This window comes from Streptomyces sp. NBC_00483 (assembly GCF_036013745.1).
GTDB lineage: Bacteria > Actinomycetota > Actinomycetes > Streptomycetales > Streptomycetaceae > Streptomyces.
In genome coordinates, this window is record NZ_CP107880.1 from 9,255,503 (window position 1) to 9,282,440 (window position 26,938).

The 26,938-nt window shown below is 70.1% G+C and carries 26 protein-coding genes; 18 read left to right on the forward strand and 8 right to left on the reverse strand.

Annotation, left to right across the window (positions count from 1 at the left end):
* Positions 1–43: 43 nt before the first annotated feature.
* On the reverse strand, positions 44–796 hold the full coding sequence (locus OHA73_RS41395) for a FadR/GntR family transcriptional regulator (RefSeq protein WP_327657861.1): 753 nt from the start codon (positions 794–796) through the stop codon (positions 44–46).
* A 109-nt stretch (positions 797–905) separates the two neighbouring features.
* Positions 906–1,670 (reverse strand): FadR/GntR family transcriptional regulator, encoded by a 765-nt coding sequence (locus OHA73_RS41400; RefSeq protein ID WP_371591181.1) that lies wholly within the window; start codon positions 1,668–1,670, stop codon positions 906–908.
* A gap of 263 nt (positions 1,671–1,933) precedes the next feature.
* Between OHA73_RS41400 and OHA73_RS41405 the strand changes: the two genes are divergently transcribed.
* The 6 genes from OHA73_RS41405 to OHA73_RS41430 all read left to right on the forward strand — a co-directional run bounded on the left by OHA73_RS41405 (position 1,934) and on the right by OHA73_RS41430 (position 8,024).
* Complete coding sequence (locus tag OHA73_RS41405) at positions 1,934–3,301, forward strand: MFS transporter (RefSeq protein ID WP_327657862.1); 1,368 nt, start codon at positions 1,934–1,936, stop codon at positions 3,299–3,301.
* The gene (locus tag OHA73_RS41410; protein ID WP_327657863.1) at positions 3,298–5,025 is read left to right on the forward strand and encodes a dihydroxyacetone kinase family protein; all 1,728 of its coding nucleotides are present in this window, start codon (positions 3,298–3,300) and stop codon (positions 5,023–5,025) included. The genes OHA73_RS41405 and OHA73_RS41410 overlap by 4 nt, the downstream gene beginning before the upstream one ends.
* 81 nt (positions 5,026–5,106) lie before the next feature.
* Complete coding sequence (locus tag OHA73_RS41415) at positions 5,107–5,580, forward strand: ribose-5-phosphate isomerase (RefSeq protein ID WP_267073655.1); 474 nt, start codon at positions 5,107–5,109, stop codon at positions 5,578–5,580.
* A complete protein-coding gene (locus tag OHA73_RS41420; RefSeq protein ID WP_327657864.1) occupies positions 5,580–6,350 on the forward strand; it encodes a triose-phosphate isomerase family protein in 771 nt (256 codons plus the stop codon). The genes OHA73_RS41415 and OHA73_RS41420 overlap by 1 nt, the downstream gene beginning before the upstream one ends.
* Position 6,351: 1 nt before the next feature.
* Complete coding sequence (locus tag OHA73_RS41425) at positions 6,352–7,161, forward strand: sugar phosphate isomerase/epimerase family protein (protein WP_267073653.1); 810 nt, start codon at positions 6,352–6,354, stop codon at positions 7,159–7,161.
* Positions 7,158–8,024 (forward strand): phosphogluconate dehydrogenase C-terminal domain-containing protein, encoded by an 867-nt coding sequence (locus tag OHA73_RS41430; RefSeq protein WP_327657865.1) that lies wholly within the window; start codon positions 7,158–7,160, stop codon positions 8,022–8,024. Before OHA73_RS41425 ends, OHA73_RS41430 begins: the two co-directional genes overlap by 4 nt.
* Before the next feature lie 73 nt (positions 8,025–8,097).
* Here the strand turns inward: OHA73_RS41430 and OHA73_RS41435 are convergent, their stop codons facing one another.
* Positions 8,098–9,000 (reverse strand): helix-turn-helix domain-containing protein, encoded by a 903-nt coding sequence (locus tag OHA73_RS41435; RefSeq protein WP_327657866.1) that lies wholly within the window; start codon positions 8,998–9,000, stop codon positions 8,098–8,100.
* An 83-nt stretch (positions 9,001–9,083) separates the two neighbouring features.
* On the opposite strand from OHA73_RS41435, the gene OHA73_RS41440 reads away from it, so the two are divergent.
* Genes OHA73_RS41440 through OHA73_RS41460 form a run of 5 tightly spaced genes read left to right on the forward strand, consistent with a single transcriptional unit; the run spans position 9,084 to position 13,367 of the window.
* Entirely contained in the window at positions 9,084–9,719 is a 636-nt protein-coding gene (locus OHA73_RS41440; protein ID WP_327657867.1) for a non-oxidative hydroxyarylic acid decarboxylases subunit B, read from the forward strand.
* Positions 9,709–11,136 (forward strand): non-oxidative hydroxyarylic acid decarboxylases subunit C, encoded by a 1,428-nt coding sequence (locus tag OHA73_RS41445; protein WP_327657868.1) that lies wholly within the window; start codon positions 9,709–9,711, stop codon positions 11,134–11,136. The genes OHA73_RS41440 and OHA73_RS41445 overlap by 11 nt, the downstream gene beginning before the upstream one ends.
* Before the next feature lie 53 nt (positions 11,137–11,189).
* Positions 11,190–11,438: a non-oxidative hydroxyarylic acid decarboxylases subunit D gene (locus tag OHA73_RS41450; protein WP_266724108.1), complete on the forward strand. Its 249-nt coding sequence runs from the start codon at positions 11,190–11,192 to the stop codon at positions 11,436–11,438.
* 52 nt (positions 11,439–11,490) lie between these two features.
* Positions 11,491–12,276 carry a HEAT repeat domain-containing protein gene (locus OHA73_RS41455; protein WP_327658628.1) on the forward strand — a complete coding sequence of 262 codons (786 nt, stop codon included), beginning with the start codon at positions 11,491–11,493 and terminating at the stop codon, positions 12,274–12,276.
* Positions 12,270–13,367 carry a MerR family transcriptional regulator gene (locus OHA73_RS41460; RefSeq protein WP_327657869.1) on the forward strand — a complete coding sequence of 366 codons (1,098 nt, stop codon included), beginning with the start codon at positions 12,270–12,272 and terminating at the stop codon, positions 13,365–13,367. The genes OHA73_RS41455 and OHA73_RS41460 overlap by 7 nt, the downstream gene beginning before the upstream one ends.
* Before the next feature lie 37 nt (positions 13,368–13,404).
* Here OHA73_RS41460 and OHA73_RS41465 read toward each other — a convergent pair whose 3' ends face one another.
* From OHA73_RS41465 to OHA73_RS41480, 4 genes are read right to left on the reverse strand one after another with little or no spacing between them, the layout of a single operon-like run.
* Positions 13,405–13,938, reverse strand: coding sequence for a hypothetical protein (locus OHA73_RS41465; protein WP_327657870.1), 534 nt, complete (start codon positions 13,936–13,938; stop codon positions 13,405–13,407).
* A gap of 22 nt (positions 13,939–13,960) precedes the next feature.
* On the reverse strand, positions 13,961–14,887 hold the full coding sequence (locus OHA73_RS41470; protein WP_266724112.1) for a glycine betaine ABC transporter substrate-binding protein: 927 nt from the start codon (positions 14,885–14,887) through the stop codon (positions 13,961–13,963).
* Between the two features lie 17 nt (positions 14,888–14,904).
* Positions 14,905–15,828, reverse strand: a complete 924-nt coding sequence (locus OHA73_RS41475; RefSeq protein WP_266724114.1) for an ABC transporter permease — start codon at positions 15,826–15,828, stop codon at positions 14,905–14,907.
* Positions 15,812–17,017 (reverse strand): quaternary amine ABC transporter ATP-binding protein, encoded by a 1,206-nt coding sequence (locus OHA73_RS41480; protein WP_443063181.1) that lies wholly within the window; start codon positions 17,015–17,017, stop codon positions 15,812–15,814. The genes OHA73_RS41475 and OHA73_RS41480 overlap by 17 nt, the downstream gene beginning before the upstream one ends.
* Before the next feature lie 200 nt (positions 17,018–17,217).
* Here OHA73_RS41480 and OHA73_RS41485 point away from each other — a divergent pair, with 200 nt between their 5' ends.
* From OHA73_RS41485 to OHA73_RS41505, 5 genes are all read left to right on the forward strand, one after another.
* On the forward strand, positions 17,218–18,024 hold the full coding sequence (locus tag OHA73_RS41485) for an IclR family transcriptional regulator (RefSeq protein ID WP_327657872.1): 807 nt from the start codon (positions 17,218–17,220) through the stop codon (positions 18,022–18,024).
* Positions 18,025–18,126: 102 nt separating this feature from the next.
* On the forward strand, positions 18,127–18,876 hold the full coding sequence (locus OHA73_RS41490) for an IclR family transcriptional regulator (RefSeq protein ID WP_443063242.1): 750 nt from the start codon (positions 18,127–18,129) through the stop codon (positions 18,874–18,876).
* 246 nt (positions 18,877–19,122) lie between these two features.
* Positions 19,123–21,207, forward strand: coding sequence for an oxidoreductase (locus tag OHA73_RS41495; protein WP_327657874.1), 2,085 nt, complete (start codon positions 19,123–19,125; stop codon positions 21,205–21,207).
* 20 nt (positions 21,208–21,227) lie between these two features.
* Positions 21,228–22,487: an aromatic ring-hydroxylating oxygenase subunit alpha gene (locus OHA73_RS41500; protein WP_327657875.1), complete on the forward strand. Its 1,260-nt coding sequence runs from the start codon at positions 21,228–21,230 to the stop codon at positions 22,485–22,487.
* Positions 22,484–23,536 carry a hybrid-cluster NAD(P)-dependent oxidoreductase gene (locus OHA73_RS41505; RefSeq protein ID WP_327657876.1) on the forward strand — a complete coding sequence of 351 codons (1,053 nt, stop codon included), beginning with the start codon at positions 22,484–22,486 and terminating at the stop codon, positions 23,534–23,536. Before OHA73_RS41500 ends, OHA73_RS41505 begins: the two co-directional genes overlap by 4 nt.
* Before the next feature lie 21 nt (positions 23,537–23,557).
* Here OHA73_RS41505 and OHA73_RS41510 read toward each other — a convergent pair whose 3' ends face one another.
* Positions 23,558–24,133 carry a TetR/AcrR family transcriptional regulator gene (locus OHA73_RS41510; RefSeq protein ID WP_327657877.1) on the reverse strand — a complete coding sequence of 192 codons (576 nt, stop codon included), beginning with the start codon at positions 24,131–24,133 and terminating at the stop codon, positions 23,558–23,560.
* A gap of 498 nt (positions 24,134–24,631) precedes the next feature.
* Between OHA73_RS41510 and OHA73_RS41515 the strand changes: the two genes are divergently transcribed.
* Both OHA73_RS41515 and OHA73_RS41520 read left to right on the forward strand, forming a co-directional pair.
* Positions 24,632–25,741 (forward strand): 3-oxoacyl-[acyl-carrier-protein] synthase III C-terminal domain-containing protein, encoded by a 1,110-nt coding sequence (locus OHA73_RS41515; protein ID WP_327657878.1) that lies wholly within the window; start codon positions 24,632–24,634, stop codon positions 25,739–25,741.
* 63 nt (positions 25,742–25,804) lie between these two features.
* The gene (locus OHA73_RS41520) at positions 25,805–26,917 is read left to right on the forward strand and encodes an AMP-binding protein (RefSeq protein ID WP_327657879.1); all 1,113 of its coding nucleotides are present in this window, start codon (positions 25,805–25,807) and stop codon (positions 26,915–26,917) included.
* Positions 26,918–26,938: the final 21 nt, after the last annotated feature.

The following is a 26,938-nucleotide window of genomic DNA, read 5'->3' on the forward strand; positions in this document are numbered from 1 at the left end:
GGGAACCCCCGTTCCGGAATCCGGGCGGCGCGACCGCGAAGGGTCAGCCGGCCCGGCCCTCGCCGAGCAGTGTCTCGATGTGCCGCCGCGCCATGGTGTCCAACTGCACGTCCAGGTCGGGCCCGTAGGTGCGCAGCCCCAGACTCAGATGCTCACGCATCCGGGCGCACGCCGACTCGGCGTCCCGCGCCTCCAGGGCGGCGAAGATCTCCGGGTGGTGCGGCACTCCGGGCTCGCCGATGGAGGGATCGGAGTTGGAGCGCAGCATCATCTCGAACATCATGCCGCTGATCGACGACAGCATGATCCGCAGCACCGGATTGCCGCTGGCCATCGCGATGGCATCGTGGAACTCCAGGTCCGCGCGCGCCTTGGTGATGACATCGGTGGCGCTCTCGGTCGTCTCCATGGCGGCCCGGATCGTCGCCAGATCCTCGTCGGTGGCGCGCTCCGCGGCGAGCCTGATGATCTCGATCTCCACCGGCAGCCGGGCCTCGATCAATTGCCGCACGGTGGGCCGCTCGGCGCGGTACAGGGCGTCGTACCCGCGCGCCTGTTCAGAGCTCTGCTCCCGCACGAACGAGCCGCGCCCTGGCGCCACTTCGATGAGCCGCTTGGCCTCCAGCTGCCGCAGCGCCTCCCGTACGACATTGCGACTGGAGCCGAACTGGGTGGCCAGCTCCCGCTCGGACGGCAGCTTCACGCCGACCTCGAGGGCGCCGGACCGGATGTCGTGTTCCAGCTGACGCGCGATGCGCTCGGTGAGAAGGCCGCTCTGGGCGGGAGGTGTGGACATGATCAGCAGGATACCGAGCGGTGCCGACAGGCACTTCCGTGCGGCGGCCGGTATCGCGGGGTACAGCGGGTACGCCACGACCCTGCCGCGGTGTCAACACGCCCCGGGCTCAACCCTGTTGCGGCTCGTCCCCCACCGACTCCCGCAGCCGCGCGCTCGCCATCCGCATGTGTTCGGCCATGGCCCGGTCCGCGCCCTCGGGGTCGCGGTCGCGGATCGCCTTGAGGACGGCGTCGTGTTCGCACAGGGTGCCGCTGACGGTGCCCTCGATGTCGCTGACCCGCTCCATCCAGACTTGGAGCAGCGCGCGGATGCTGTGCAGGATGTCGCTCAGGACGGTGTTGCGGGCGATGCTCGCGCACTCCAGGTGGAAGGCGATGTCGGCGTCGATGAACGCCTTCACGTCGCTGCCCGCCTCCTGCATGTGCCGCAGGTGCTCCTCCAGGCGTGCCACGTCCTCGTCGCCCGCGCGCTCCGCGGCGAGCCGTGCCGAGACACCCTCCATGTAGGTGCGCACCTCGACCAGGTCCCGGGTGCGGCGCTGGCCCAGCATCAGGCCCCAGTTGATGGCGCGCGGCAGGAACTCCGACGTGCCCTCGCGGACGTACGAGCCGGAGCCGGGCCGGATCTCGATGATGCCGAGGACGTCGAGCGCGGACAGGGCGCCGCGCACGCTGGAGCGGGCGACCCCGAGGGCCTCCGCGAGCTGGCGCTCGGCGGGCAGGCGGGTGCCGGGCTTGATGTTCCCCGCGGAGAGGTGGTCGAGCAGGCGCTTGGCGACCTCGCTGACGGAGGACTCGCGCACGACCGGGCGCAGGAGCGTGGCGAGGTCGGCCTCGGGGGTGGCGTCGGAGGGCTGGTTGGTCACGGTCACCAGTAGACCAGACGGGTCGTCCGGGCCGGTCCACGGCCGCGCGCGACGCTCTTTCATGCCCGCTTTGTCAAGGGTTCAGCCATGGGCAACAAGTGCGACGCTCGCCACATTGGTAAATTGGTGACCAATTTGAAGATCGGGTCTAGCGTGACACGCAGATCGGCCCGACCTGAGCGGCCAGCCAGCTGCTGCAGAGCCCTCGCCCCTCGTGCCGAGCGTGACCCAAGTCCGGACAGAGCTGTCCGGCGAGCCGAGGAGTCGCCATGCCTGCCACTGCCGCGCCGCCCGTGAAGGCGACGAGGTCGGCCGTCGAGAAGTCGGCCATCAAGAAGATCTCGATCCGGTTGGTCCCCTTCGTGGCCCTGATGTTCTTCGTGAACTATCTGGACCGCACCGCGGTGTCGTTCGCGGAACCGAACGGGATGGGGGACGACCTGGCGCTCACCGCGGCCCAGTTCGGCTTCGCCTCCGGGATCTTCTTCGTCGGTTACATCGTGCTCGAGGTCCCCAGCAACATGGCGTTGCACCGCTTCGGCGCCCGCCGCTGGCTGGCCCGGATCATGGTGACCTGGGGCATCGTCTCGCTGCTCTTCACCTGGGTGGACAGCAGCGGAGGCCTCTACACGCTGCGCTTCCTGCTGGGCGTCGCGGAGGCCGGGTTCTTCCCCGGCGCGATCCTCTTCCTCAGCCAGTGGGTGCCCAGCCGCCACCGCACCAAGGTCCTCGGCCTCTTCTACCTCGCACAGCCGCTGACCACGGTCTTCGGCGCCCCGCTCGCGGGCTGGCTGATCGGCCACCACGGCCTGTTCGGCCTCGAGGGCTGGCGCGTGATGTTCCTGTTCGTGTCGATCCCGGCGATCCTGCTGGGCGTCATCGCCTGGTTCTACCTGATCGACCGCCCCGCCGACGCCAAGTGGCTCACCACCGAGGAGCGGGACTGGCTCACCGAGGAACTGGCCGCGGAGAACGCGCAGAAGACGGGCCACGACGACAAGCACGCCAAGGGCGACCTGAAGGCGGCGTTCACCAACGGACGCGTCTGGATCCTGGCCGTCGTCTACTTCGGCTTCGTCTACGGCCTGTACGCGCTCGCCTTCTTCCTGCCGACCATCATCGACGGCTTCCAGGAGCAGTACGACACCACGTTCAGCGTCATGGACAAGGCGTGGATCACGGCCATCCCGTACCTGCCCGCTGCGATCGTCCTCTTCTTCTGGAGCCGGCACGCCACCCGGCACGGCACCCGCACCTGGCACGTCGCGGGTCCCGCGATCGTCGGCGGCGTCTCCATCCCGCTGGCCCTCTACATGGGCTCGCCGGCCGCGACCGTCGCCGTCATCACCGTGACCGCCTGCGCCATCTTCGCCGCGCTGCCCGTGTTCTGGGCCGTGCCCTCCCGCTTCCTGACCGGAGCGGCCGCCGCGGCGGGCATCGCGCTCATCAACACCGCGGGCAATATCGCGGGCTTCGCCTCCAGCTACATCACCGGCTGGCTCAAGGGCTGGACGGGCGACTACTACGTACCGCTCTACCTCGTCGGCCTCTTCATGCTGCTGTCGGCCGTGCTGATGTTCGTCCTCGCCCGCCGCGCGCCCACCAGCACCTCGTCCCTCCCGGAGAACCAGCGATGACCCGCCTCCACAACGACCCCGCCGCCTTCGCCGACGAAGCGCTCGAAGGCTTCGTCGCCGCCCACCGCCGCTGGGTGCGCCCCGTCACCGGTGGCGTGGTCCGCGCCACCGTCAAGACCCCCGGCCAGGTGGCCGTCGTCATCGGCGGCGGATCCGGCCACTACCCGGCGTTCTCCGGCCTCGTCGGGCAGGGGCTCGCGCACGGCGCCGCCGTCGGCAACGTCTTCGCCTCGCCCTCCGCCCAGCAGATCCGCGGCGTCGCCAAGGCGGCGCAGTCGGGCGGCGGTGTGCTGCTCATGTACGGCAACTACGCGGGCGACGTCCTGCACTTCGGGCAGGCCGCCGAGCGGCTGAACGGCGAGGGCATACCGACGCACACGTTCGCCGTCACCGACGACATATCCAGCGCGGGCCCCGACGAGGCCCACAAGCGGCGCGGCATCGCCGGTGACCTGCCCGTCTTCAAGGTGGCCGCGGCCGCCGCCGAGCAGGGGCAGTCCCTCGACGAGGTGGCGCGGATCGCCGCCCATGCGAACGACCGCACCCGCTCCTTCGGCATCGCCTTCTCCGGCTGTACGCTCCCGGGCGCCGACCACCCGCTGTTCACGGTCCCCGAGGACCGGATGGCCGTCGGCCTCGGCATCCACGGCGAACCCGGCATCGGCGAGGAGCCCGTCCCCACCGCGGACGAGGCCGCCGAACTCCTCGTCGCCACCCTCCTCAAGGAACTCCCCGACGGGATCCACGGACCGCGGGGACAGCGCGCCGCGGTGATCCTCAACGGCCTGGGCTCCGTGAAGTACGAGGAGCTGTTCGTCGTCTACCGCAGGGTCGCGCAACTGCTCGACGAAGCGGGTGTGACGGCCGTCGACCCCGAGGTCGGCGAACTCGTCACCAGCTTCGACATGGCCGGCATCTCCCTGACCCTGACCTGGCTCGACGACACCCTCGAAGCCCTGTGGACCGCACCGGCCGACACCCCCGCGTACCGCAAGGGCGCCGTACCCGAAGCGGCAGCCGCGGACGAGGAGTCGTACGAGACCGAGGAAGGGCCCGAGGTCTACACGGCGAGCGAGGAGTCGCGGCAGGCCGCGGCGACCGCGCTCGACGCGCTGCGCCGCCTCAAGGACACCGTCGACACGCACGCCGACGAACTCGGCCGCATCGACGCCGTCGCGGGCGACGGCGACCACGGCATCGGCATGCAGCGCGGCTCGACCGGCGCCTACGAAGCCGCCCACCGCGCCCGCGAGGCGGGTGCGGGAGCCCGCTCCCTGCTGACCGCCGCGGGCGACGCCTGGGCCGACAAGGCGGGCGGCACGTCCGGAGCGCTGTGGGGCATCGTCCTGCGCGCGCTCGGCGACGCGCTCGGCGACACCGAACGGCCGACCCCGGCGTCCGTCGCCCACGGAGTCCTACAGGCGTCCGACGGCGTCCGCAGGACCGGCGGCGCCGAGGTCGGCGACAAGACCATGGTCGACGTCCTCGTGCCCTTCGCCGAGACACTGGGTCAACAGGTCGATGCGGGCGCCGGGTTGACCGCCGCGTGGGACGCCGCCGCCACCGCGGCCGAGCGCTCCGCGCGCGACACCGCCCACCTGCTGCCCAAGATGGGCCGCGCCCGCCCCCACGCCGAGAAGTCACTGGGCACCCCCGACGCGGGCGCCCACTCCCTCGCGCTGATCGTCCGCGCCGTCCACGGCGCGCTCGCCCCGTGCAAGTAACCGTCTTGCAGGTAACCCCTGTGTCAGTAGCCCCGGTGCAAGTAACACCCTTGCAAGCAACTCCCTTTAAGGAACGCTGAGATGAGTGACAAGCTGCGGATCGTCGTCGGCTGCGACGACGCCGGATTCCAGTACAAGGAGGCGCTGAAGCAGGACCTCCGGGCGAGCGACCTGGTCGAGTCGGTCACCGACGTGGGCGTGGACGCCGACGGACACACCGCCTACCCGAAGGTCGCCATCGCCGCCGCCGAGATGGTGGCCCGCGGCGAGGCCGACCGGGCGCTGCTGGTGTGCGGCACAGGGCTCGGCGTCGCCATCGCCGCCAACAAGGTCAAGGGCATCCGCGCCGTCACCGCGCACGACTCCTTCTCCGTCGAGCGCGCGATCCTCTCCAACAACGCCCAGGTGCTCACCTTCGGCCAGCGCGTCGTCGGCATCGAACTGGCCCGCCGCCTCGCCGCCGAGTGGCTCACCTACCGCTTCGACGAGACCTCGCCGTCGGCCGCGAAGGTCGCCCTGATGAGCGACTACGAGAACGAGGCCGAGGCCGCCTGATGAGTTCACCCGTCCTGCTCGGGGTGAGCCTGAAGATGTACTTCGGCCACCACGAGACCCTCAACTGGTCCCGCCGCATCGTGCAGTTGGCGGACCGGCACCCGGCCGTCACCAGCGGCGCGGCCCGGCTGTTCGTGCTGCCGTCCTTCCCGGCGATCGTGCCGGTGGCCGGGATCCTCGCGCGCAGCGGAGTCGACGTCGGCGCGCAGGACATCGCCACGGAGGACGTGGGTGCCTACACGGGCGAGGTGTCGGGGCCGCTCCTCAAGGAGATCGGCTGCCGCTACGCCGAGGTCGGGCACGCCGAGCGCCGCCGCCTGTACGGGGAGGGTGACACGGTCGTCGCCTCGAAGACCGCGGCCGCGCTGCGCAACGGCCTCACCCCGGTCCTGTGCGTCGGCGAACTCGACCCCGTGGAGCCGGAGGAGGCCGCGCGTCGCACCGTCGCCGAGGCCGCCCGCCTGCTGTACGGCCTGGAGGGTCAGGTCGTCCTCGCCTACGAGCCGCAGTGGGCCATCGGTGCGCCCGAGCCGGCCTCGCCCGAGCACATCACCACGGTGTGCGCGGCGCTGGGGGAGTGGCTGAACTCCCGTCCCCAGCACGCCGGTTCGACCGTGATCTACGGCGGCAGTGCGGGCCCCGGCCTGCTCACCCGCCTCGGTGGCGCCGTCGGCGGCCTCTTCCTTGGCCGCTTCGCCCACGACCCGGAGGCCGTCGGCCGCATCCTCGACGAGGTCGCGCCCGCCGCCTCCCGCACGGAGGTGGCCTGACATGGCGTACGGCATCAGCACCTACGCGTACTTCTGGCGCATCTCGTCGCGCGCGCCGCAGCCGATGACGGCCCTGGACATGCTCCGGGACATCCACGGGCTCGGCGGCCAGGTCTTCCAGATCTGCGACTACGCGCCGATCGAGTCCTACGACGACACGCAGCTCGCCGAGCTGAAGGCGGCGGCCGCCGACCTCGGTGTCACCCTCGAACTCGGCACCCGCGGCATCGCCCCGGACCACCTGGAGCACTACCTCCGCATTGCGCGGAAGCTCGGCGTGACCTTCGTCCGATCCATGCTGCACACCGCTGACCACAAGCCCGACGTCGAAGAGTCGGTCGCCTTGCTGAAGCAGGCCATCGGCGGCTACGAGGAGCAGGGCGTCACGCTCGGCCTGGAGACGTACGAGCAGGTCGCCACCGCCGACCTCGTCGACGTCGTCCGCACCGTGAACAGCCCCCGCCTCGGCATCGTCGTCGACCCGGGCAACTGCGTGGCCCGCCTGGAACACCCGTCCCAGGTCGTGGAGTTGACCGCGCCCTACGTGGTGAACGTGCACGTCAAGGACTTCGCGTTCAGCCGCAGGGACGGCTGGGTGGGCTTCACCTACGCGGGAGCACCGCTCGGCACAGGGCTGCTCGACTACCCAGCCATGATCGCCGCCGTCCGGAACCACGCCCCGGACCCCGCGTCGGTCAACCAGATCGTGGAGCACTGGCTCCCGTGGCAGGACGGTGGCTTCGATGTCACCGCCGAGCTCGAACACCAGTGGACCAAGCACAGCATCAGCACACTCCTGAAGGGCGAATGAACATGGCCGCCGAGCACAACACGACCGTTGCCGTCATCGGGGCCGCCGGCAAGATGGGCCAGCGTGTCTCCAACAACCTGGTCAAGAGCGACTTCACCGTCCTCTTCTCCGAGAATTCGCCCAAGGGCCAGGAGCTGATCCGCTCGCTCGGCCGCGAGCTGACCGACTCCGAGACCGCCGCCCAGCAGGCCGACGTCCTGATCCTGGCCGTGCCGGACATCGTCCTCGGCAAGGTCTCCGAGCAGCTCGTCCCGCTCCTGAAGCCGGGCGCCGTCGTCCTCACCCTCGACCCGGCGGCCGCGTACGCGGGCCTGCTGCACCCGCGCGCCGAAGTGCACTACGTGTGCGCGCACCCCTGCCACCCGTCCGTCTTCCTGCAGCGCAAGACGCAGGCCGAGCTCGATGACACCTTCGGTGGCATCGCGGCCCCGCAGGAGGTCGTCGCCGCGTACGAGGGTGGCGACGAGGCCAAGCAGGCGCTCGCCGGGTCCGTCATCCGCGTCATGTACGCGCCGGTCGTCGACGTCCACTGGGTCACCGTCAAGCAGCTCGCCGTCCTGGAGCCGACCCTCGTCGAGACCATCGCCTGCATGGTCGGCGCTCTCCTCAACGAGGCGCTGCACGAGACCGTGCACACGGTCGGCGTCCCGGAGAAGGCGGCCCGCGCCATGCTCCTCGGCCACACCCAGGTCGCCCTCGCGAACACCCTCAAGGGCGACAACCCGTTCTCCGACGCCTGCCTGATCGCCATGGACTACGGCCGCGACTCCATCGTCAAGGACGACTGGAAGAAGGTCTTCGACGACGGCGAACTCGACAAGGTCATCACCAAGATGCTCAAGATCAAGGAAATCCGCCGCTGAGACACCCCCGCTCCACTGCCGGGTGGCCCGCCCCACGGGGGACGGGCCACCCGCGTTGCTGTGGCCCCCGGGTTCAGGGGCTCGCCCGGAACGCCCCCGGTGTCACCCCCGTACGCAGCCGGAAGAACTTTGTGAAGTCGCTCGGGTCGTCGAAGCCGAGGCGGGCCGCCACCTCCTTTGCCGGGAGGCCGCTGTGCCAGAGCAGGCGTTTGGCCTCCAGGAGGACCCGGTCGTCGACGTACTGCTTCGCGGTGCGGCCCGCCGCCGCGAGCGCGGCGCGGGTCAGGGTGCGGGGGCTGTAGCCGAGGGCCGACGCGTAGTCCTCGACCCGGCGGGTCACCGCGTGGTCGCGCTCCACCGCCGCGTGGAAGCGGTGGAAGGTGCCGGACGCGGCCGCGGGGCCCGGCTCCGGGGCGCGTACCTTCGCGAGGCGCATCACCAGCACCGACAGCAGCGCCCGCAGCGCCTCGGTGTGCGCCTGGAGGGGGAGCGAGGCCATCGACCCGTACTCGTACGCGAGGTGGTCGAGCGCCCGCCGCACCCCCTCCGCGTCCGGTCCCGCCGGTGTCAGCGGGCGCTGTTCGTACGGCGGGTCCATGTGCGCGGCCGAGACGATCGCGGGTGGCAGGAAACCTGCCTTGAAGACCACGTCCACGCCGTCCGCCGTCCTCAGGTCGCGGCCGAAGCGCTGCACCTGACCCGGCCGGATCCACAGCCACGAACCGGGCCGCAGCTCGTACTCGACGAAGTCCACCGCCACCTGCAGCGGACGCTCGCGCGCACCGATCAACTGGTGGAACGCGGGCCGCAGCGGCGCGTACGGATCGTTGCCGTGGCGCAGCGAACGGTCGTGGAGGTCGGCCAGCTCCTCGACCTCCACGCCGGTCGGAGCGCCGACGTTCGGTGTGTATTCGAGGTCCCTGACGTCGGGGCGCTCCTCGCGGGCCACGCGGCGTTCCTGTCTGATTTTCCCCATCGTGAGTCCCGAGCGTACCGCTGCCTCCCCCTTCCCGCCGCCTAGCGTGAAAGCACAGGTCAGCGACGTGTGAGGAGTGTCCTGTGCGATTGGTCGTGGGAATGACCGGGGCGACGGGAGCTCCGTTCGGTGTCCGTCTACTGGAATGTCTGCGCGAGCTGCCGGACGTGGAGACACATCTGGTGCTCTCCCGCTGGGCGCGCACCACGATCGAGCTTGAGACCGGCCGCTCCGCGGCGGAGGTCTCGGCGCTCGCCGACGTGACACACCACCCCGACGACCAGGGCGCCACCATCTCCTCCGGCTCCTTCCGCACCGACGGCATGGTCATCGTCCCGTGCTCGATGAAGACGCTCGCGGGGATCAGCGCCGGCTACGCCGAAGGGCTCGTGGCGCGCGCCGCGGACGTCGTCCTCAAGGAGCGCCGCAAGCTCGTCCTCGTCCCGCGCGAGACACCACTGAGCGAGATCCACCTGCGGAACATGCTCGAACTCGCCCGCATGAGCGTGCAGTTGGTGCCGCCCATGCCCGCCTTCTACAACAACCCGCGCACCATCGACGACATCGTCGACCACATCGTCGCGCGGGTCCTCGACCAGTTCGACCTGCCCGCCCCGGCCGCCGAGCGCTGGGCCGGCATGCGCGCCGCCCGCGCCGCCCGCACCGCGGCCGAGTCCGCAACCTCCGTACAGAACACAGGAGTTACCCATGCCCTATGACGATCTGCGCAGCTTCCTCGGCACCCTGGAGAAGGAGGGCCAGCTGCTGCGCATCTCCGACGAGGTGCTGCCCGAGCCCGACCTCGCGGCCGCCGCCAACGCGACGGGCCGCATCGGCGAGAACGCCCCCGCCCTCTTCTTCGACAACGTCAAGGGCTTCACCGACGCGCAGATCGCGATGAACGTGCACGGCTCCTGGGCCAACCACGCGCTCGCGCTCGGACTGCCGAAGAACACCCCGGTCAAGGAGCAGGTCGAGGAGTTCGCGCGGCGCTGGGACGCCTTCCCCGTCGCCCCCGAACGCCGCGAGGACGCGCCCTGGCGCGAGAACACCCAGGAGGGCGAGGACGTCGACCTGTTCTCCGTCCTTCCGCTGTTCCGCCTCAACGACGGTGACGGCGGCTTCTACCTCGACAAGGCCGCCGTCGTCTCCCGCGACCCCGAGGACCCGGAGAACTTCGGCAAGCAGAACGTCGGCATCTACCGCATCGAGGCCCTCGGCGCGAACCGCCTCGCCATCCAGCCCGTGCCCGTGCACGACGTCGCGATCCACCTGAACAAGGCCGAGGAGGTCGGCGAGGACCTGCCCATCGCCATCACGCTGGGCAACGACCCGGTGATGGCGATCGTCGCCGGCATGCCGATGGCGTACGACCAGAGCGAGTTCGAGATGGCCGGCGCCCTGCGCGGCGCGCCCGCCCCGATCGCCACCGCGCCGCTCACCGGCTTCGACGTGCCGTGGGGCAGCGAGGTCGTCATCGAAGGCGTCATCGAGTCGCGGAAGCGTCAAATCGAGGGCCCCTTCGGGGAGTTCACCGGTCACTACTCGGGCGGGCGTCGGATGCCCGTCGTCCGCATCGACCGGATCTCGTACCGTACGAACCCGGTCTTCGAGTCCCTCTACCTCGGCATGCCGTGGACGGAGTGCGACTACCTCGTCGGACCCAACACGTGCGTGCCGCTGCTCAAGCAGCTGCGCGAGGCGTTCCCCGAGGTGCAGGCCGTCAACGCCATGTACACCCACGGCCTGATGGTGATCATCTCGACGAAGAAGCGGTACGGCGGCTTCGCCAAGGCCGTCGGCATGCGCGCGATGACGACGCCGCACGGGCTCGGATACGTGGCCCAGGTGATCGTCGTCGACGAGGACGTGGACCCCTTCAACCTGCCGCAGGTCATGTGGGCCATGTCGGCGAAGGTCAACCCGAAGGAGGACGTGGTGATCATCCCGAACCTGTCCGTCCTGGAACTCGCTCCCGCCTCGGAGCCCGCGGGCATCACGAGCAAGATGATCATCGACGCGACGACCCCGGTGGCACCCGACGTCCGCGGCAACTTCTCCACGCCGGCCAAGGACCTGCCCGAGACGGCCGAGTGGGCGAAGCGTCTGCAGGACATGATCGCGGCCCGCCACTGACCCCCGCCGTCCCCTCTCTCCCTGTCCTTCTTTCTCCAGAAAGGTCAACGCCCATGAACAGCAAGCTGGTTGACGGCGCCGAGTGTCCGCGCTGCCCCGCCGACACCATCACCCACCTCGCCACGTCCCCGGTCCCCGGAGTATGGGACGTACTCCAGTGCACCCACTGCCTCTACACCTGGCGCACGAGCGAACCCGACCGCCGCACCCGCCGCGACGCCTACCCCGAGGCCTTCAAGCTGACGGACGCCGACATCGAGAACGCGATCGAGGTCCCGGCGGTGCCGCCGCTGCGCGTTTGACCTTGACACGGTGACAAGGTCTTCACTGCTGTTCGAGGAGGTGGTCTCGATCATGATCACTGGGCAGGACACGGAGACCTTGCGCGCACTGCGGGGGCTGGCGGACCGCGATGCGTCGGTGCGGCTGCGGGCCGCGATGGCGGTCGGCTCGTCGCCCGACCCGGGGTTCGTCGGCACGCTCGTCGAGCGGTGCGCGGTCGAGCCGGAGTTCTACGTTCGCGACATGCTGACCTGGGCGCTCACCCGCCACCCGGCGGCCCTGACGCTCCCCGCGCTGCTGCGCGAGGTGCGCTCGGGGCCGGCGCAGGCGCGGAGCCAGGCGCTGCACACGCTCTCCAAGATCGGGGACCGGAGCGCGTGGCCGGTGATCACGCGGGAGCTGTTGACGGACGCCGACGACGAGGTGGCGCGCAGTGCTTGGCGGGCCGCCGTCGTGCTCGTACCGGACGACGGCACGGGCGTCGATACGGACGGCGGTACGGACGGCGGTACGGACGGCGGTACGGACGGCGGTACGGACGGCGGTACGGGCGGCGCTACGGGCGGCGGCGCAGAGAACGAGAAGGCCGCCCTCGCCGCCGTACTCGTGACGCAGCTCGGCCGCGGCGGGCGGGAGACGCAGCTGAGCCTGGGCCGGGCCCTGGTCGATCTCGGTGACGTGGCGATGCCCGCGCTGCGCACCGCGGCGACCGCCTCCGACCCGGACGTGCGCGCGCACGCGCTCGCCACGCAACAGGTGCTGCGCGACCCGGACACCGGGTTCGGCTTCGCGATCGAGGAGGCGAAGCGCGTCGTGGCCCTCGACGGGGCTCCCGTGGTGGACGATGAAGTGTGTTGATCGGTGAGGTGGCGCGAAGGTCCGGGGTCAGTGCCCGCATGCTCAGGCACTACGAGTCGCTGGGCCTGGTGCGGCCCTCGGAGCGCACGGGCTCCGGGTACCGGGAGTACTCGGGCGACGACATCCGGCGGATCTTCCACATCGAGAGCCTGCGATCGCTGGGGCTCTCGCTGCGCGAGATCGGGCGGGCGCTCGACGAACCGGGCTTCACGCCCTCGTCGCTCGTCGGCGATCTCATCCGGCAGACGCGTGAACGCATCGCGGCCGAGACCGAGTTGCTCACCCGTCTCAACCGGATCGACGCGGCGGAACCCGGGGGCTGGGAGGAGGTTCTCCAAGTCGTCGCACTGCTCCAGGCGTTGAGCTCGAAGAGCGCCGACGCCCGGCAGCGTGCGGCCCTTTCGTCGGGCGGCCAGGACGCGCTGCCCGTGGCGGCCCTGGTCGAGGCGGTGTTGAGCGAGACGGACACGAATGTCGCCGGGGCGCTGCGCTGGGCGCTGGTGCGTTCGGGCGGCGCCGACAGCCTGCCGCTGCTGGTGCAGGCGCTCGGCTCGCCGGAGGCCGCCGTTCGGGAGCGGGCCGCTCAGTGCCTCGCCGAGCTGCCCGGCGACGAGGCCACCGCTGAGTTGCGGCACGCCCTCGTGGGCCCCGACGCCGTGGTCAGGGGGCGCGCCGCCGTGGCACTCGGCAACCGGGGAGCGGCCGACGCGATCCCGGAGCTGATCGACATGATCGTGGCGGGCAGGAACGACACGGACGCGGCGGATGCGCTGAGCGTGTTGGCGGTCGAACCCGCATCGGCGGGCGCCACCGGGTCGGCGGTCGACCCCGCACCGGGCGCCACCGCACCGGCGGTCGTCACCACGTCGGCGGAGGCCACCGCACCGGCGGAGCGCATCGCCACCGCACTCGTCGACCGCCTCGACCGCCCCGCCACCGAAGCCCCCGCCCGCGGCCGGCTCACGCAGGCGCTCGCAGGCATCCCGGGGGCAACGGCGACGCAAGCGCTCGTCGAGCTGGCGGACGACGAGGACCGCGCCGTGGCCGTGACCGCGACGTACCTTCTCCGGCTGCGTGACGGCGAACGCTGACGTCAGGATCAGCGACGTACGCAGGGGAGCACCCGGCTCAAGCCCGCAGGGCCGTCCCCTTGCCGGCCAGCTCCTCCTTCAGCACGCGCACGGCCTTCGGGCCGACGCCGTGCAGCGCGAGCAGCTCGGCCTCCGAATGCCGGGCCACCCGCTCAAGCGTGTCGATGCCCGCGCCCAGCAGGGCCCGGGTGGCGGGCCTGCCGATGGCGGCCGGAAGGTCACCCGTCGCGTCGGCGGCGGAGGCGGCGTCCATGGCCGCCACGAGCCGCTTCGGCGCCCGGTTCGACCAGGCGGCCCGCACCAGCGCGTTGAGGTCCTTGCCGTTCGCCTCGGCCAGGGCGAGCCGCACCCCGATCGTCGCACCCGAGCGCAGCACGGCCTCCGCCCCGGCGTGCGTGGCGAGTGCCGCCCGGGCGTCGTCCTCGGACAGCCGGAGCTGTACGCACCCGTCCTTGGTCAGCGACGCGAAACCCTTGCCCCGTACGGAGAAGGCGACCATGCCGAAGTGGCGTCCCTCCTCGGTCTCCGGGAGAGCGAGCGCGGCCTTGCGCAGCTGGGCGATCGTCGTCATGCCACCAGCATGGCAGCAGGTGTCACTTCAGCCAGCTGTCCACCAGCTGCTTGTTGTCCGCGATCCACTCCTTCGCCGCGGCCTGCTCGTTACCCGTCCCCTTCTTCTGGAGGAGGAGTTCCAGGCTGCCGAGCTGGCTGCTCGTGAGGTGGAAGTTCTTGAGCCAGCCCGCGACCTCGGGGTTGGCCTTGGAGTAGCCCTTGGAGGCGACCATCTGGACCTTGTCGGGCTTGCCGTAGGCCTTCTTGGTGTCCTTGAGGACCTTCAGCGGCATCGAGGTGTACGCCCAGTGCGGCCGCCAGAGCGTGACCACGATGGGCTTCTCGTCCTTGACCGCCTTCTTCAGGGCGGAGAGCATCGCCGACGTGCTGGACTCGGTGAGGTCGTACTCGCTCTTGAGGCCGTAGTCCGGCAGCACGGGGTCGCGGGTCAGGCGCATCAGGCCGGAGCCCGCCTCGATGCCCACGATCTTGCCGCCGAACTCCTTGGACTTCCCCTTGAGGTCCTCGATGGTGTTGACGTCCTTGACGTACTTGGGGACGGTCAGGTTGAGGTCGGCCGGCTCGTACCAGGTGCCGAGCTTCTCCATCTTGGGGCCGAGCTTTTTCCAATAGGTCTCGTGGGTGACCGGCAGCCAGGCGTCGAGGTAGATGTCGGCCTGCTTATTGGCGACGCCGGTGTAGGTGCTGGCGACGTCCAGGTCACGGACGTCGACCTTGTACCCCTTGTCCTCCAGGATCTGCTTCCAGAGGAAGGTCGCGGAGACTCCCTCGTCCCATCCGGCGACGTAGGCCAGCTTGACCGTCTTCGAGCCACCGCTACCGCTGTCGTCGTCGGATCCCCCCTCGACCTTGGAGGTGTTGCCGCTGCATGCGGTGGCGAGCAGGGTGAGGGCGGCGGCGGTACAGCCGAACAGGTAGGTGGTGCGGCGGCGGCGGTTGCGGATCATGGCTGGAGCTCCTGTCTTCACGCGGAAACCGGAGTGGTGGACGAGGCGGGAGAGGACGACTTCTCCGTGTCGGCCACCGGGGTCTTGCCGGTGCGCCCGCGCCCCGGCCAGCGGCGTATGCGGGGTGTGGCGAGGGCACTGGTGGTGCGGTCGAGGAAGATGGCGAGGAACACGACGGCGAGGCCGCCCTGGAAGCCGATCCCGACGTCGAGCTGGCTGATGCCGCGCACCACGATGGTCCCCAGACCGTCGGCACCGACCATGCCGGCGATGACGACCATGGAGAGCGCCAGCATGATGACCTGGTTGATGCCGGCCATGATCGAGGGCAGGGCCAGGGGGAGTTGGACACCGCGCAGGATCTGCCCGTTCCGGGCGCCGAAGGCGTGCGCGGCTTCCACGACCTCCCGATCGACCTGCCGGATGCCCAGTTCGGTGAGGCGCACGGCGGGCGAGATGGCGAAGAGGATGGTGGCGACGACGCCGGGGACGAGTCCGATGCCGAAGAAGAAGACGGCCGGGATGAGGTAGACGAACACCGGCAGCGTCTGCAGGAAGTCGAGAACGGGCCGAACCAGGGCGCTGACCAGCGGACTTCGGGCGGCCCAGATGCCGATGGGTACCCCGATGACCACGGCGAACACCGATGCGACCACGACGACGGCGAGCGTCTGCATCGCCGGGGTCCACAGGCCCATGCCCTGGATGAGGAGGAACGCGCCCAGGGTGTAGAGGGCGAAGAACCAGCCGCGTGCGAAGAACGCCAGGATGGTGAACACCGCGATGATGACCACCATGTGAGGGGCCGTCAGTACGTACAGGACCGCGTTGACGAGTTCCGTCATCACGGTGGTGACGGCGTCGAAGAGGCCGCTGAGGTTCTCGGTCAGCCAGTCGACGGCCTTGTTGACCGGGGTGCCGAGATCAACGCTGAACAGCATCGGCCACCTCCTCTTGAGTGCTGCCCGATGTTTCCGAAGTATCGCCCTCTTCGCGGGAGTTGGGTGCTTCTGGTGCAGAGAGAGCGGTGAGCAGTGCCGCGCGTGGTACGACGCCGAGGAGCCGGCCGTCGTCGTCGGTCACGGCCAGCGGAACCGCGTACCGCCCGGCCGCCGGGAACAGATCCACGAGCAGCGTGTCGGGGCCCGCCCGCCCGTATGTGTCGGTCAGGCTCTCCGGGCTGTCGCGCAGCGAGGCGTGCCCCGCGTCGGCGGCCCGTGCGATGTCCTCGGTGTGCGCCACACCGGAGACGAGGCCGTCGCTGTCGAGCACGTAGACGGCGCCGGCCTCGATGTCGGCCATGGCGCGAAGGACATCGCGCGGGGCGTCGTCGAGGCCGGCTGTCGTCAGCGGCTCGCGCATGACGGCGCGGGCGGTCAGCACGCGGGAACGGTCCACGTCGGAGACGAAGTCGCGTACGTAGGCGTCGGCGGGGGAGTCGAGGATGTCGGTCGCGGTGCCGAGCTGTACGACGCCGCCGTCCCGCATGACCATGATCCGGTCGCCGAGCCGCATCGCCTCGTTGAGGTCGTGGGTGACGAAGACGATGGTGCGGCGCAGATCGCGCTGCAGGCCGAGCAGTAGATCCTGCATGTCCCGGCGGATCAGGGGGTCGAGCGCGCTGAACGGCTCGTCCATGAGCATGACTTCGGCATCCGTGGCCAGCGCGCGGGCCAGGCCGACGCGCTGCCGCATACCGCCGGAGAGTGCGCTGGGGTAGGCCTCGGCCCAGTCGGAGAGGCCGACGGTGCTGAGCGCCCAGTCGGAGCGCTCCTTTCGCTCGGCGGCGGTGCCGCCGCGCAGTTGGATGCCGTACGCGGCGTTCTCGCGGACCGTGCGGTGGGGGAAGAGCGCGAAGTGCTGGAAGATCATGTTGACCTTGCGATTGCGCAGCTCGCGCAGGTCCGCATCGTTCATGGCCAGCAAGTCCCGGCTGTCGACGCGGAGTTCGCCCGATGTCGGCTCGATGAGACGGTTGAGCATCCGGAGCAGAGTCGACTTCCCGGACCCGGACAGGCCCATGACGACGAAGAGTTCGCCGGGTTCGACGGTGAAGGACACATCGCGCACGGCATGCACCGTGTTGTCGGCGGATTCAAAAACCTTGTTAAGCCGTGCTGCTTCTATCACCGTGCCCCACCTCCAGGGGTCCGCGCGGGGCGGTTGGAACAAGTCCGGGCTGGTGTTTCGCATTGCGCAACAAATGTGCAGTACGGTGTGACGATGCCGTTGATCGTGACGGCGCGTCAAGGCTCTTGCATCCGGGCAACCGCGAATTAACGTCTACGGGCGGCTAGTTGGGTCGCCGAGGCGGAGAGCTGGAGGGTGCTGTGGCGACGACCGGCAGCCGTGGGCGAGCGCGCGACCGTGCGGTCCAGTCCGTCGACCGTGCGGTGTCGGTCCTGCAGATCCTGGCCGTGCGCGGGCCGTGCGGCGTCACGGAGATCGCCGGGCAGCTCGGCGTGCACAAGACGACCGTGTTCCGATTGCTCGCCACCTTGGAGGCGCGCGGTCTGGTCGAACAGGGCGCGGGCCGGGGCCGCTACCGCATCGGACACCCGCTCACCGAACTCGCCGCCGCTGCCGCGAAGAACACCGATCTGTTCCTGCTCAGCCGCCCCGTCTGCCAGGAGCTGGCCCAGGCCGCGGGCGACACCGTGAACGTCTCCGTCCGCGAGGGCCGCGACGTGGTCACCGTCGGCCAGGTGGCGGGCGAGGCGTCGATCGCCAGCGTCGACTGGGTCGGCAGGCGCTGCCCGCTGCACGCCAGCGCCGCGGGCAAGGTCTTCCTCGCCCACCCCGCCCCTGACCGGCACGGGCGCCTGCCCGCGGAGCTGCCCCGGGGCAGGCGCCTGGAGCGGTTCACGCCCCGCACCATCACCCGCCGGGAGCACCTCGCGAAGGATCTCGCCGCCGTACGCGAACGGGGCTACGCCGTCTCGTTCGAGGAGTACGAGATCGGCCTCGTCTCCCTCGCCGCGCCCGTTCGCGCCCTGGACGACACGGTCGTCGCCGCCGTGACCCTCGCCGGGCCCGCCTTCCGGATCCGTGAGGACACCGCGCCCGTCCTCGCCGGAATGCTGCTCGCGGCCGCGGCGCGGATCTCGTGGCGGCGGGGGCAGGTCAAGCGGGGCTGAGCCCGGCGGGGCCGGTCCGGCCGCGGTCGCGACCGGTGTGCGCTGGCACTTCCTGGATAGGCTCCACGTATGAGCAGCAAAGGTCGCGCGCGGGACACGTCGGTGCAGTCGGTGGACCGGGCGGTGTCGATCCTCCAAGTGCTGGCCGTGCAGGGGCCGTCCGGCGTCACGGAGGTCGCCGACGCCCTCGACATCCACAAGTCGACCGTGTACCGGCTGCTCGCCACCCTTGAGGCGCGCGGCCTCGTCGAGCAGGACAGCGAGCGCGGCAGCTACCGCATCGGCTACACCGTGGTCGAACTCGCGGGCGGGGCGACCAAGGGCAACGACCTGTCGCTGCTGAGCCGGCCGGTCTGCCAGGAGCTCGCCGCCGCCGTCGGCGAGACGGTGAATGTGGCGGTCTACGACGGCGAGGCCGTCATCAGCATCGACCAGGTGCTCGGCAACGCGGCCATCACCAGCATCGACTGGGTCGGCAAGCGCACGCCCCTGCACGCCACGTCGGCGGGCAAGGTCTTTCTGGCGCACATGCCGCAGCCGGAGGCCGCCGAGATTCTCGAGCAGCCGCTGGAGGAGTACACGCCGCACACCATCACGGACCCGGCGCTCCTGAAGGAGCAGCTGCAGGGGGTGCGCGAGCTGGGTTACGGCGTCATCAGCGAGGAGCTGGAGATCGGGCTCGCCTCGCTGTCCGCCCCCGTCAGGTCGCTGAACGGCGAGGTCATCGCCACCGTGACCGTCTCGGGGCCGACGTTCCGGATCAACGACCACACGATCTCCGGACTCGCCGAACAACTGGTGGCGGCCGGCGAAAAGATCTCGTGGCGCAAGGGCTATATCCGGCGCGGCTGATTACGCAGCGGTAGGGGTTGACGACGCGGTCTCGTGCGCCGCACATTTGTCTCGCATCGCGTTGTTGTTTCGTATCGCGAAACGGGAACGTGGCGACGTCGTCGTCACGCAGCCATCCCCGTTGTCCCCCGCCGTCACATCCGGGGTCGTCCGTCCCCCACATCCGGGGTCGTCCCCCGCATCACATCCGGGGCCATCCCCGTCACATCCGGGCCACAGAGCTTCCCTGCCTCCCTTGGAGCTGTCGTGCGCGCACCGAACACGAACCTGGATCCCCTGCTCCAGCCCTTCCGGCTGAAGCACCTCACCCTGCGCAACCGGGTGGTCAGCACGTCCCACGAGCCCGCCTTCGGTGAGGACGGACTGCCCAAGGACCGCTACCGCGCCTACCACTTGGAGAAGGCCCGCGGCGGCGTCGGCCTGACGATGATCGGCGGCTCCGCGGTCGTCTCGCCCGACAGCCCGCCCTCCTTCGGCAACCTGCTGCTCTACCGCGACGAGATCGTGCCCTGGCTGCGGCTGCTCGCCGACGACGTGCACGCGGCGGGCGCGGCCGTCATGTGCCAGGTCACCCACCTAGGGCGCCGCACCAGCAACTACACGGGGGACTGGCTGCCGGTGGTCGCCGCCTCCCCGCTGCGCGAGCCCGCGCACCGCGCGTTCCCCAAGGCCGCCGAGCCCTGGGACCTGGACCGGATCGTCGCCGACTACGCGGCCGCGGCGGTGCGCTGCAAGGAAGGCGGCCTGGACGGCATCGAGTTGCAGTCGTACGGCCACTTCTTCGACGGGTTCCTCTCCCCGGCGACCAACCACCGCGACGACGAGTACGGCGGCGACCTGGAACACCGGATGGCCTTCCCCCGCCGCGTGATCCGTGCGGTGCGCGAAGCGGTCGGCCCCGACTTCGTCGTCGGCATCCGCATGGCCCTGGACGAAGCCCTCCCCGGCGGCCTCACCTTCGCCGAAGGACTCGCTGCCGCCGAGCAATTCACCGCCGACGGCATCGACTTCATCAGCGCCATCCGCGGCACCATCGAATCCGACGCCTCCCTGTCGCGGACGATCCCCTCCATGGGCACGCCGCTCGGCCCCTTCCTCGACTTCACCGGCGAGATACGCCGCCGCCTCGACATCCCCGTCATGCACGCCGCCCGCATCGCCGACCCCGCCACCGCCCGGCACGCCCTGCGCGAAGGCCTCCTCGACCTCGTCGGCATGACGCGCGCGCAGATCGCCGACCCGCACCTCGTCGCCAAGATCACCTCCGGTGAAGAGGACCGCATCCGCCCCTGCGTCGGGGCGAGTTACTGCCTGGACGCGATCTACGACTCCGGCGACACCAAGTGCATCCACAACCCGGCTACCGGCCGTGAACTCCAGATCCCCCACACCGTCCCGGCCGCAACGGGGCCGCGCCGCAAGGGAGTTGTCATCGGCGGCGGCCCCGCGGGCCTCGAGGCCGCCCGCGTCCTCGCCGAACGCGGTCACGACGTCGTGCTGTTCGAGGCGGGCGACCAGGCGGGCGGCCAGATCCGGCTCGCCGCACAGAACCCCCGCCGCCAGGACCTCCTCGGCATCGTCGACTGGCGCGTCGCCGAGTGCAAACACCTTGGCGTCGACCTGCGCCTGGGCGTCTACGCCGAAGCGTCGGACGTGCTCGCCGAACACCCCGACCTGGTCGTCGTCGCCACCGGCGGCCTGCCCAACCGCTCCTTCCTCACCGCGGGGGAGGGGCTCGTCGCGGACACCTGGGACGTGATGTCCGGCTCCCTGCGCCCGCGCGCCGGCAGGGACGTCCTGATCTACGACGACCACGGGGGCTACCCGGCCATGGACGCCGCGGAACTCCTCGCCACGCACGGCGCCCGACTGGAGTACGTGACACCGGAACGGACGCTGGCACCCGACGTCGGCAGCATGAACTCCCCTGCATACATACGGGCGTTCACCGAGCACGACGTCACCGTCACGCTCGCCCGGCGAGTGCGCTCCGTGCGTCGGAGTCGGGACGGGGAAGGGGATGGTGGCAGTGGTGGGCGGCTGGTGGCGACGCTGTTCAGCGAGTACACCGGCACCGAGACCGAACGCGTCGTCGACCACGTCGTCGTCGAGCACGGCACCCTGCCCAACGACGAGCTGTACACCGACCTGCTGCCCGCCTCCCGCAACTTCGGCGAGGTCGACCACCGGGCCCTCCTCGCCCGCGAGGCACAGACCGTCGTCCGCAACCCGGCGGGCCGCTACCAGCTGTTCCGCATCGGCGACGCGGTCACCAGCCGCAACATCCACGCCGCCGTGTACGACGCGCTGCGCCTCTGCCTGCCGGTCTGACGAGTCCTCGGAGAGACACCATGACTGTTCACGCCTCCGACACCACCACACCCGCCGCCCTCGTCGCCCGCCGCACCCCCGGACACAGCCTCGAAGCCCCCTTCTACGTCAGCGACGCGCTCTTCCGCCTCGACGTCGACGCCGTCTTCGCCCGCAGCTGGATCTTCGCGGCCGCGGAGGCCGAACTCCCGGAGCCCGGCGACTACATCACGCTCACCCTCGGCGCGTACTCCGTCCTCGTCGTCCGTGACGACGACGAGGAGGTGAGGGCCTTCCACAACGTGTGCCGCCACCGGGGCGCACGCATCCTCAACGACGAGCGCGGCTCCGTCGGCAACATCGTCTGCGGCTACCACCACTGGACGTACGGCGTCGACGGGACGCTGCTGCACGCCGAGTCGCAGCCGCCCGACTTCGACCGCTCGTGCTTCGGCCTGCGCTCCGTCCACGTACGCACCGTCGCCGGCCTCGTCTTCCTGTCCCTGGCGGCCGAACCACCCGCCGATTTCGACGAGTTCGCGGCCCGCGTCGAGCCCTATCTCGCGCCGCACAACCTGGCGCGCGCCAAGGTGGCCCAGCAGATCGACCTCGTCGAGCACGGCAACTGGAAGCTCACCATGGAGAACAACCGCGAGTGCTACCACTGCGCGGGCCACCCCGAACTCCAGCGCTGCTACTTCCCGCTCTACAACTTCACCGAGGACGAGGTGCCGCCGGGCATGCGGGCCACGTTCGAGCGCTTCCAGAAGGCCGACGCCGAGGCCCGTGCCACGTACGAGTCCCTCGGCCTGCCCTACGCCACCATCGAGGAACTGGTCGAGCGCCCCACCGGCTTCCGCGTCCAGCGCGAACCGCTCGACCTCGCGGGGGAGTCCTTCACCCCCGACGGCAAGGCCGCCGTACGCCGCCTGCTCGCCGACTTCCCGACGGCGCGCCTCGGCCACCTCGGCTTCCACCTGCAGCCCAACGCCTGGTTCCACTTCTTGGCGGACCACGCGGTGCTGTTCTCCGTCGTCCCGCTCGCCGCCGACCGCACCCTCGTACGCACCACATGGCTCGTGCACGCGGACGCCGAGGAGGGTATCGACTACGACCTCGACAGCCTGACCGGTGTCTGGGTGGCTACCAACGAACAGGACGCGGTCTTCGTCTCCCGGGCCCAACTGGGCGTCGGCAGCCCCGCGTACGTCCCGGGCCCCTACAGCCCGACCGAATCCCAGGTCGAGGACTTCGTCACCTGGTACATCAACCGGCTCACGGCGCACCTGGAGGGGCCATGACGACAGCGACGCTGACCGCGGCGGGACTTCCGCCCGCCTGGGCCGACGGCCTGCTGGTGTGCCAGCAGGTCCACGATGTGACGGCGGACGTGCGGACCTTCGTCCTCGCGCCCACCGAACCGCGGCTCTTCCGCCACGACCCCGGCCAGTTCCTCACCCTCTGCCTGGACATCGACGGCGAGCCCGTCGAGCGCTGCTACACCCTGTCCTCCGCGCCCACCCGCCCCGACCTCGCCACCATCACGGTGAAACGCGTCCCCGGCGGGCACGTGTCCAACTGGCTGCACGACCATCTGGCACCCGGGGGCACGGTGTGGGCGCGCGGCCCCCTCGGCCGGTTCACCATCAACCAGCACCCCGCCCCGAAGTACCTGTTCCTGTCGGCGGGCAGCGGTGTGACCCCGCTGATGTCGATGACCCGGGCGCTGTACGACCTGGCCCACCCCGTGGACGTCGCCTTCGTCCACAGCGCCCGCACCTTCGACGACATCATCTTCCGCCGGGAACTGGACTTCATCGCGGCGGCGTCCCCCAACTTCCGTATACGCCACGTCCTCGACGACCACGGCGAGCAGCTGAACGCGCGGATGCTGCGGTCCTTCGCCCCCGACCTCGCCGAACGCGAGGTGTTCACCTGCGGACCGGTCGGCTACATGCGGGCGGTACGCGAAATGCTCGCCTCCGAGGGCTTCGACATGGCCCACCACCACGAGGAGAGCTTCGCCTTCGAGACACCGGTGCCGGCCGAACCGGAGTCCGTCCCCAACGCCGGCACCGGCCTCGTCACCGGCTTCAAGGTCCAACTGGCCCGCACAGGACGCACCATCGAGTGCGACGCCGACACCCCCGTCCTGGCGGCCGCCGCCCGCGAGGGCATCACGCTCCCCGCATCCTGCGCGCAGGGCATCTGCGGAACCTGCAAGACGACCCTCCTGTCCGGCTCGGTCGACATGCGGCACGCGGGCGGCATCCGCCCCCGCGAGATCGCCAACAACAAGATCCTGCTGTGCTGTTCGACGCCGCGGGAGGATCTGGTGATCGACGTGTAGCCCCCAGCCGCGGGCGCCCGCTCATCTCTCGACGTTGCTCAACGTCCCCAGCGCGGCGAAGACGGAGGAGTCGATGACGGTGTAGGCGTCGTGCACCCACTGTTCATCGGCGCTCGCGGACGACTTGGCGTCGATCATCGTCAAGTCGTTCAGCAGTAGTCCGAGCGCCATATAGACCTTCATCTGAACGGGCTCCACCCCTGCCTGCTCGGCCAGTTGGCGCCACTGGTTCCCGTATGCCTCGCGGACGGCCTCGCGCACCTCTTCGTTGGCGCACGCGGCGAAGGCCTGTCCCTGGATCAGTACGTCGGGGTTGTTCTCCAGGTTGGACCGGTACTGGTTCCCCATCGCGACGAGCGCGTTGACCCCGGACAGCCCCTCGGCGGCGTCCAGCATGCGCGCCGTCGACTGGGTGAACGAGATCCGGACGCATTCGACGAAGAGTTTCGTCTTGCTGCCGAACAGTCGGAAAATGTACGGCTGCGTCACTCCGGCCGCGCGCGCAATGACCTCGGCGGAAGTCCCGAAGAGTCCGGTCCTGGAGAACTCCAGCATGGCGATATCGCGAATCTGCGCCCGTCGTTCGGCCGATGACATACGAGTTTTTTGCATGGCTCATTGTGTCATACGAGGTGAGCCAGGAGAGGGGCCCGGGGGTGATCGGTCGGACGCCGCAGCCGAGGCCCGCCCTCCGGTTGCGCGGCGGGGAGGCAGTGGGAAGTAGTTACTAACTAGAAAGATGTCCCTGTGAGGTTCAGGGCTTCCCGGTAATCTATATACGTGCAGGTCAAATGCCATCTCCGGGATCTTGCTCGCTTGTATGTATCCACTTACTTAGCGCTTGCGGTGCTCGACGGGACGGGCTACAGTCATGTGCGTCGGATCACGGCCGCCGCGTGCTGTGGTCCGGGCGTTCGTGACTGGCCTGCGTCAATCCGGCGTGCGGTTCGGATTGCGCTTTCAAAACGTGCCGACGGGGGATCCGGGAATGAGTGCTTGACGCACCTGAATTGCTTCACTTTTCTGTGGGCGTGATCGATTCACGAAATCGGAACCGGACGGCGAAATTCTTCGAGTGGCGGAGGGGGCCCGGTCGTGACGAGCGGCCAGAAGGCAGCTTTGGGCGCCCGGCCGGAGCTATTACGCGCGGCCCCGGGCGAGGCGGATGCCTTTCTCGTCGGCAGTGCGGTCGAGCTCCCGCCGGCCGTGGAGTGCGCCGCCGACGCCGTGCGCCAGGCGTGGATCTCGCAGGAGGAGGCCGACCGCCTGGATGTGGTGGGCGTGCATGTGGGAACGGAACCGGCGCCCGTGCTCGCCGCTGCGGCGGCACGCCGGGCCGCCGTCGAATCGGGCATCGAGCCCGACCGCGTCGGTCACCTGATGCATGGTCACATCTACTACCAGGGACACGACTTCTGGTCCCCCGCCCACTTCATCGCGCACGAGGCGGGATTCGAGCAGTGCGTCCCGATGACCATCGGGCAGATGTGCAACGGCGGCGCCGCGGCCCTGGACATCGCCGTCCAGCGGATCCGGTCCGCGAGGCCCGGTGACCCGACCCTGAGCGTGGCCACCACGGCGGACACCTTCGGTGGCCCCGGCTTCGTCCGCTGGGGCAGCGACTACGACACCGTCTACGGGGACGGCGGCACCTGTGCGATTCTCGCTCCCCGTCCCGGCCCGCACACGAACGCCCTGCGCATCCGCGCGCTCGGCTCACGGGCGCAGTCGCGGTTCGAGGCCATGTACCGCGAGGGCGACGCGTTCGGGACCGCACCACACCAACTGAGGCCCGCCGTCGACGCCAAGGCCACCAAGCGCGCCTTCTTCGAGCGCTCCGGCGGCACCGAGGAGTTCCGCGACACGGCCGTCAAGGCCATCGGCGAACTCGTCGGCGACGTCATCGACACCGCGGGCGTCCGCGTCAGCGACGTACGGGCCACGATGCTTCCCCGGCTGAGCCCCAAGGTCCTCGACCTCATGTACTCCGGGGCGATCGACTCGCGCCTGCGACCCACCCTGCACTGTGAACGCCGTACGACGGGGCACCTGGGAGCGGGCGACTTCCTCGCCAACCTGGACCACCTGCGCCGCACCGAGCTGATCGACGAGGGGCAGTACGCACTCGTCATCGGCGGTGGCGGCGGCTTCACCTGGTCGGCCGCGCTCGTACAGAAGGTGGGCCCCGCCGCTCCACGTGGCTGACGCGCGTACCCGCCCCCCGTACCTCTCTCCCGTGATGCACCCACCGTTCGAAAGGATCCAGCGATGTCCGACGCCGCCGCGCACGACTGGTCGATTCTCGACGTCGACCCGACGCAGCAGAAGGTCACCGACACCGATGCCTACGTACGCCCCCTCATGCAGTGGCACTTCGGCCCCGAGACGGGCTCGCCATTCTGGCTCGACCGCAGGTCCCGGCTGGACTTCGACCCCCTGACCGACGTCAAGTCCGTCGAGGACCTCGCCCTGTTCCCCAACCTCATCGACGAGTTCCGTGATGTCAGCGCCGAGGAACTGGTGCCCCGGGGCCTCGGGGACGCGAAGATCGCGGCCATCTTCGAGAGCGGCGGCACGACCGGCCGGCCCAAGCGGTTCCTGATGTTCGAGGAGTGGTTCTCCCGCTACCTCGCCTGGGCGGGCCGCAAGGCCGCCTCGGGCCTTGGCGGTTCGGGCATCAACCTGCTCGCCACGACACCGTCGGGACCGCACATGATCGGCGAGGTCACCGTCCGGCAGTCGCACGCCCTGGGCGGCAAGCGGTTCACCATCGACGTCGACCCACGGTGGGTCAAGAAGCTGATCGAGCGCGGCCGGGCCGACGAACTCGGCGCCTACGTCGACCACTTGGTCGACCAGACCGCCGACATCCTGGCCACCCAGGACATCGGAATGATCCAGACGATTCCCGTTCTGCTGACGAAGATCGCCGAACGCCCCGAGCTCGTCGACCTCGTCCGCTCGAAGGTCAAGCGCATCGCCTGGGGCGGCGCACACATGGATCCCGACACCCGCGCCATCCTGCGCGAGGAGGTGTTCCCCGGGATCCCGATCGTCGGCGGCTACGGCAGCACGACCATCCTCAGCGTCGCCGTGGAGCGCAAGGACGAACAGCCCTCGGGCCTCGCGACGTTCGACCCGTTCTCCCCGTACGTGTTCTTCCGGGTCGTCGACCCCGGGACCGGGCGACCCGTCGCGTACGGGGAGCGCGGGCAGATCGTCATGAACCACATCACCAAGTACGCCCTGATCCCCAACAACCTGGAACGCGACACCGCGGTCCGTACGCCCGCCGAGGACGGACACATCGGGGACGCGGTCGCTGATGTGGCGCCGGTACAGACCTTCGACGGCTCCGCCGTCACCGAAGGGGTCTACTGAGACCGAAGGGGTCCACTGATC

Excerpts from the sequence above, each read along its gene's own strand:
- OHA73_RS41470 (WP_266724112.1), bottom strand. The coding sequence starts at position 14,887 with ATGATCCGCAACCGCCGCCGCCGCACCACCTACCTGTTCGGCTGTACC.
- OHA73_RS41430 (WP_327657865.1), top strand. The coding sequence starts at position 7,158 with ATGAACATGGCCGCCGAGCACAACACGACCGTTGCCGTCATCGGGGCC.
- OHA73_RS41415 (WP_267073655.1), top strand. The coding sequence starts at position 5,107 with ATGAGTGACAAGCTGCGGATCGTCGTCGGCTGCGACGACGCCGGATTC.
- OHA73_RS41420 (WP_327657864.1), top strand. The coding sequence starts at position 5,580 with ATGAGTTCACCCGTCCTGCTCGGGGTGAGCCTGAAGATGTACTTCGGC.
- OHA73_RS41405 (WP_327657862.1), top strand. The coding sequence starts at position 1,934 with ATGCCTGCCACTGCCGCGCCGCCCGTGAAGGCGACGAGGTCGGCCGTC.
- OHA73_RS41520 (WP_327657879.1), top strand. The coding sequence starts at position 25,805 with ATGTCCGACGCCGCCGCGCACGACTGGTCGATTCTCGACGTCGACCCG.
- OHA73_RS41395 (WP_327657861.1), bottom strand. The coding sequence starts at position 796 with ATGTCCACACCTCCCGCCCAGAGCGGCCTTCTCACCGAGCGCATCGCG.
- OHA73_RS41435 (WP_327657866.1), bottom strand. The coding sequence starts at position 9,000 with ATGGGGAAAATCAGACAGGAACGCCGCGTGGCCCGCGAGGAGCGCCCC.
- OHA73_RS41410 (WP_327657863.1), top strand. The coding sequence starts at position 3,298 with ATGACCCGCCTCCACAACGACCCCGCCGCCTTCGCCGACGAAGCGCTC.
- OHA73_RS41465 (WP_327657870.1), bottom strand. The coding sequence starts at position 13,938 with ATGACGACGATCGCCCAGCTGCGCAAGGCCGCGCTCGCTCTCCCGGAG.
- OHA73_RS41505 (WP_327657876.1), top strand. The coding sequence starts at position 22,484 with ATGACGACAGCGACGCTGACCGCGGCGGGACTTCCGCCCGCCTGGGCC.
- OHA73_RS41475 (WP_266724114.1), bottom strand. The coding sequence starts at position 15,828 with ATGCTGTTCAGCGTTGATCTCGGCACCCCGGTCAACAAGGCCGTCGAC.
- OHA73_RS41425 (WP_267073653.1), top strand. The coding sequence starts at position 6,352 with ATGGCGTACGGCATCAGCACCTACGCGTACTTCTGGCGCATCTCGTCG.
- OHA73_RS41500 (WP_327657875.1), top strand. The coding sequence starts at position 21,228 with ATGACTGTTCACGCCTCCGACACCACCACACCCGCCGCCCTCGTCGCC.
- OHA73_RS41445 (WP_327657868.1), top strand. The coding sequence starts at position 9,709 with ATGCCCTATGACGATCTGCGCAGCTTCCTCGGCACCCTGGAGAAGGAG.
- OHA73_RS41450 (WP_266724108.1), top strand. The coding sequence starts at position 11,190 with ATGAACAGCAAGCTGGTTGACGGCGCCGAGTGTCCGCGCTGCCCCGCC.
- OHA73_RS41455 (WP_327658628.1), top strand. The coding sequence starts at position 11,491 with ATGATCACTGGGCAGGACACGGAGACCTTGCGCGCACTGCGGGGGCTG.
- OHA73_RS41510 (WP_327657877.1), bottom strand. The coding sequence starts at position 24,133 with ATGTCATCGGCCGAACGACGGGCGCAGATTCGCGATATCGCCATGCTG.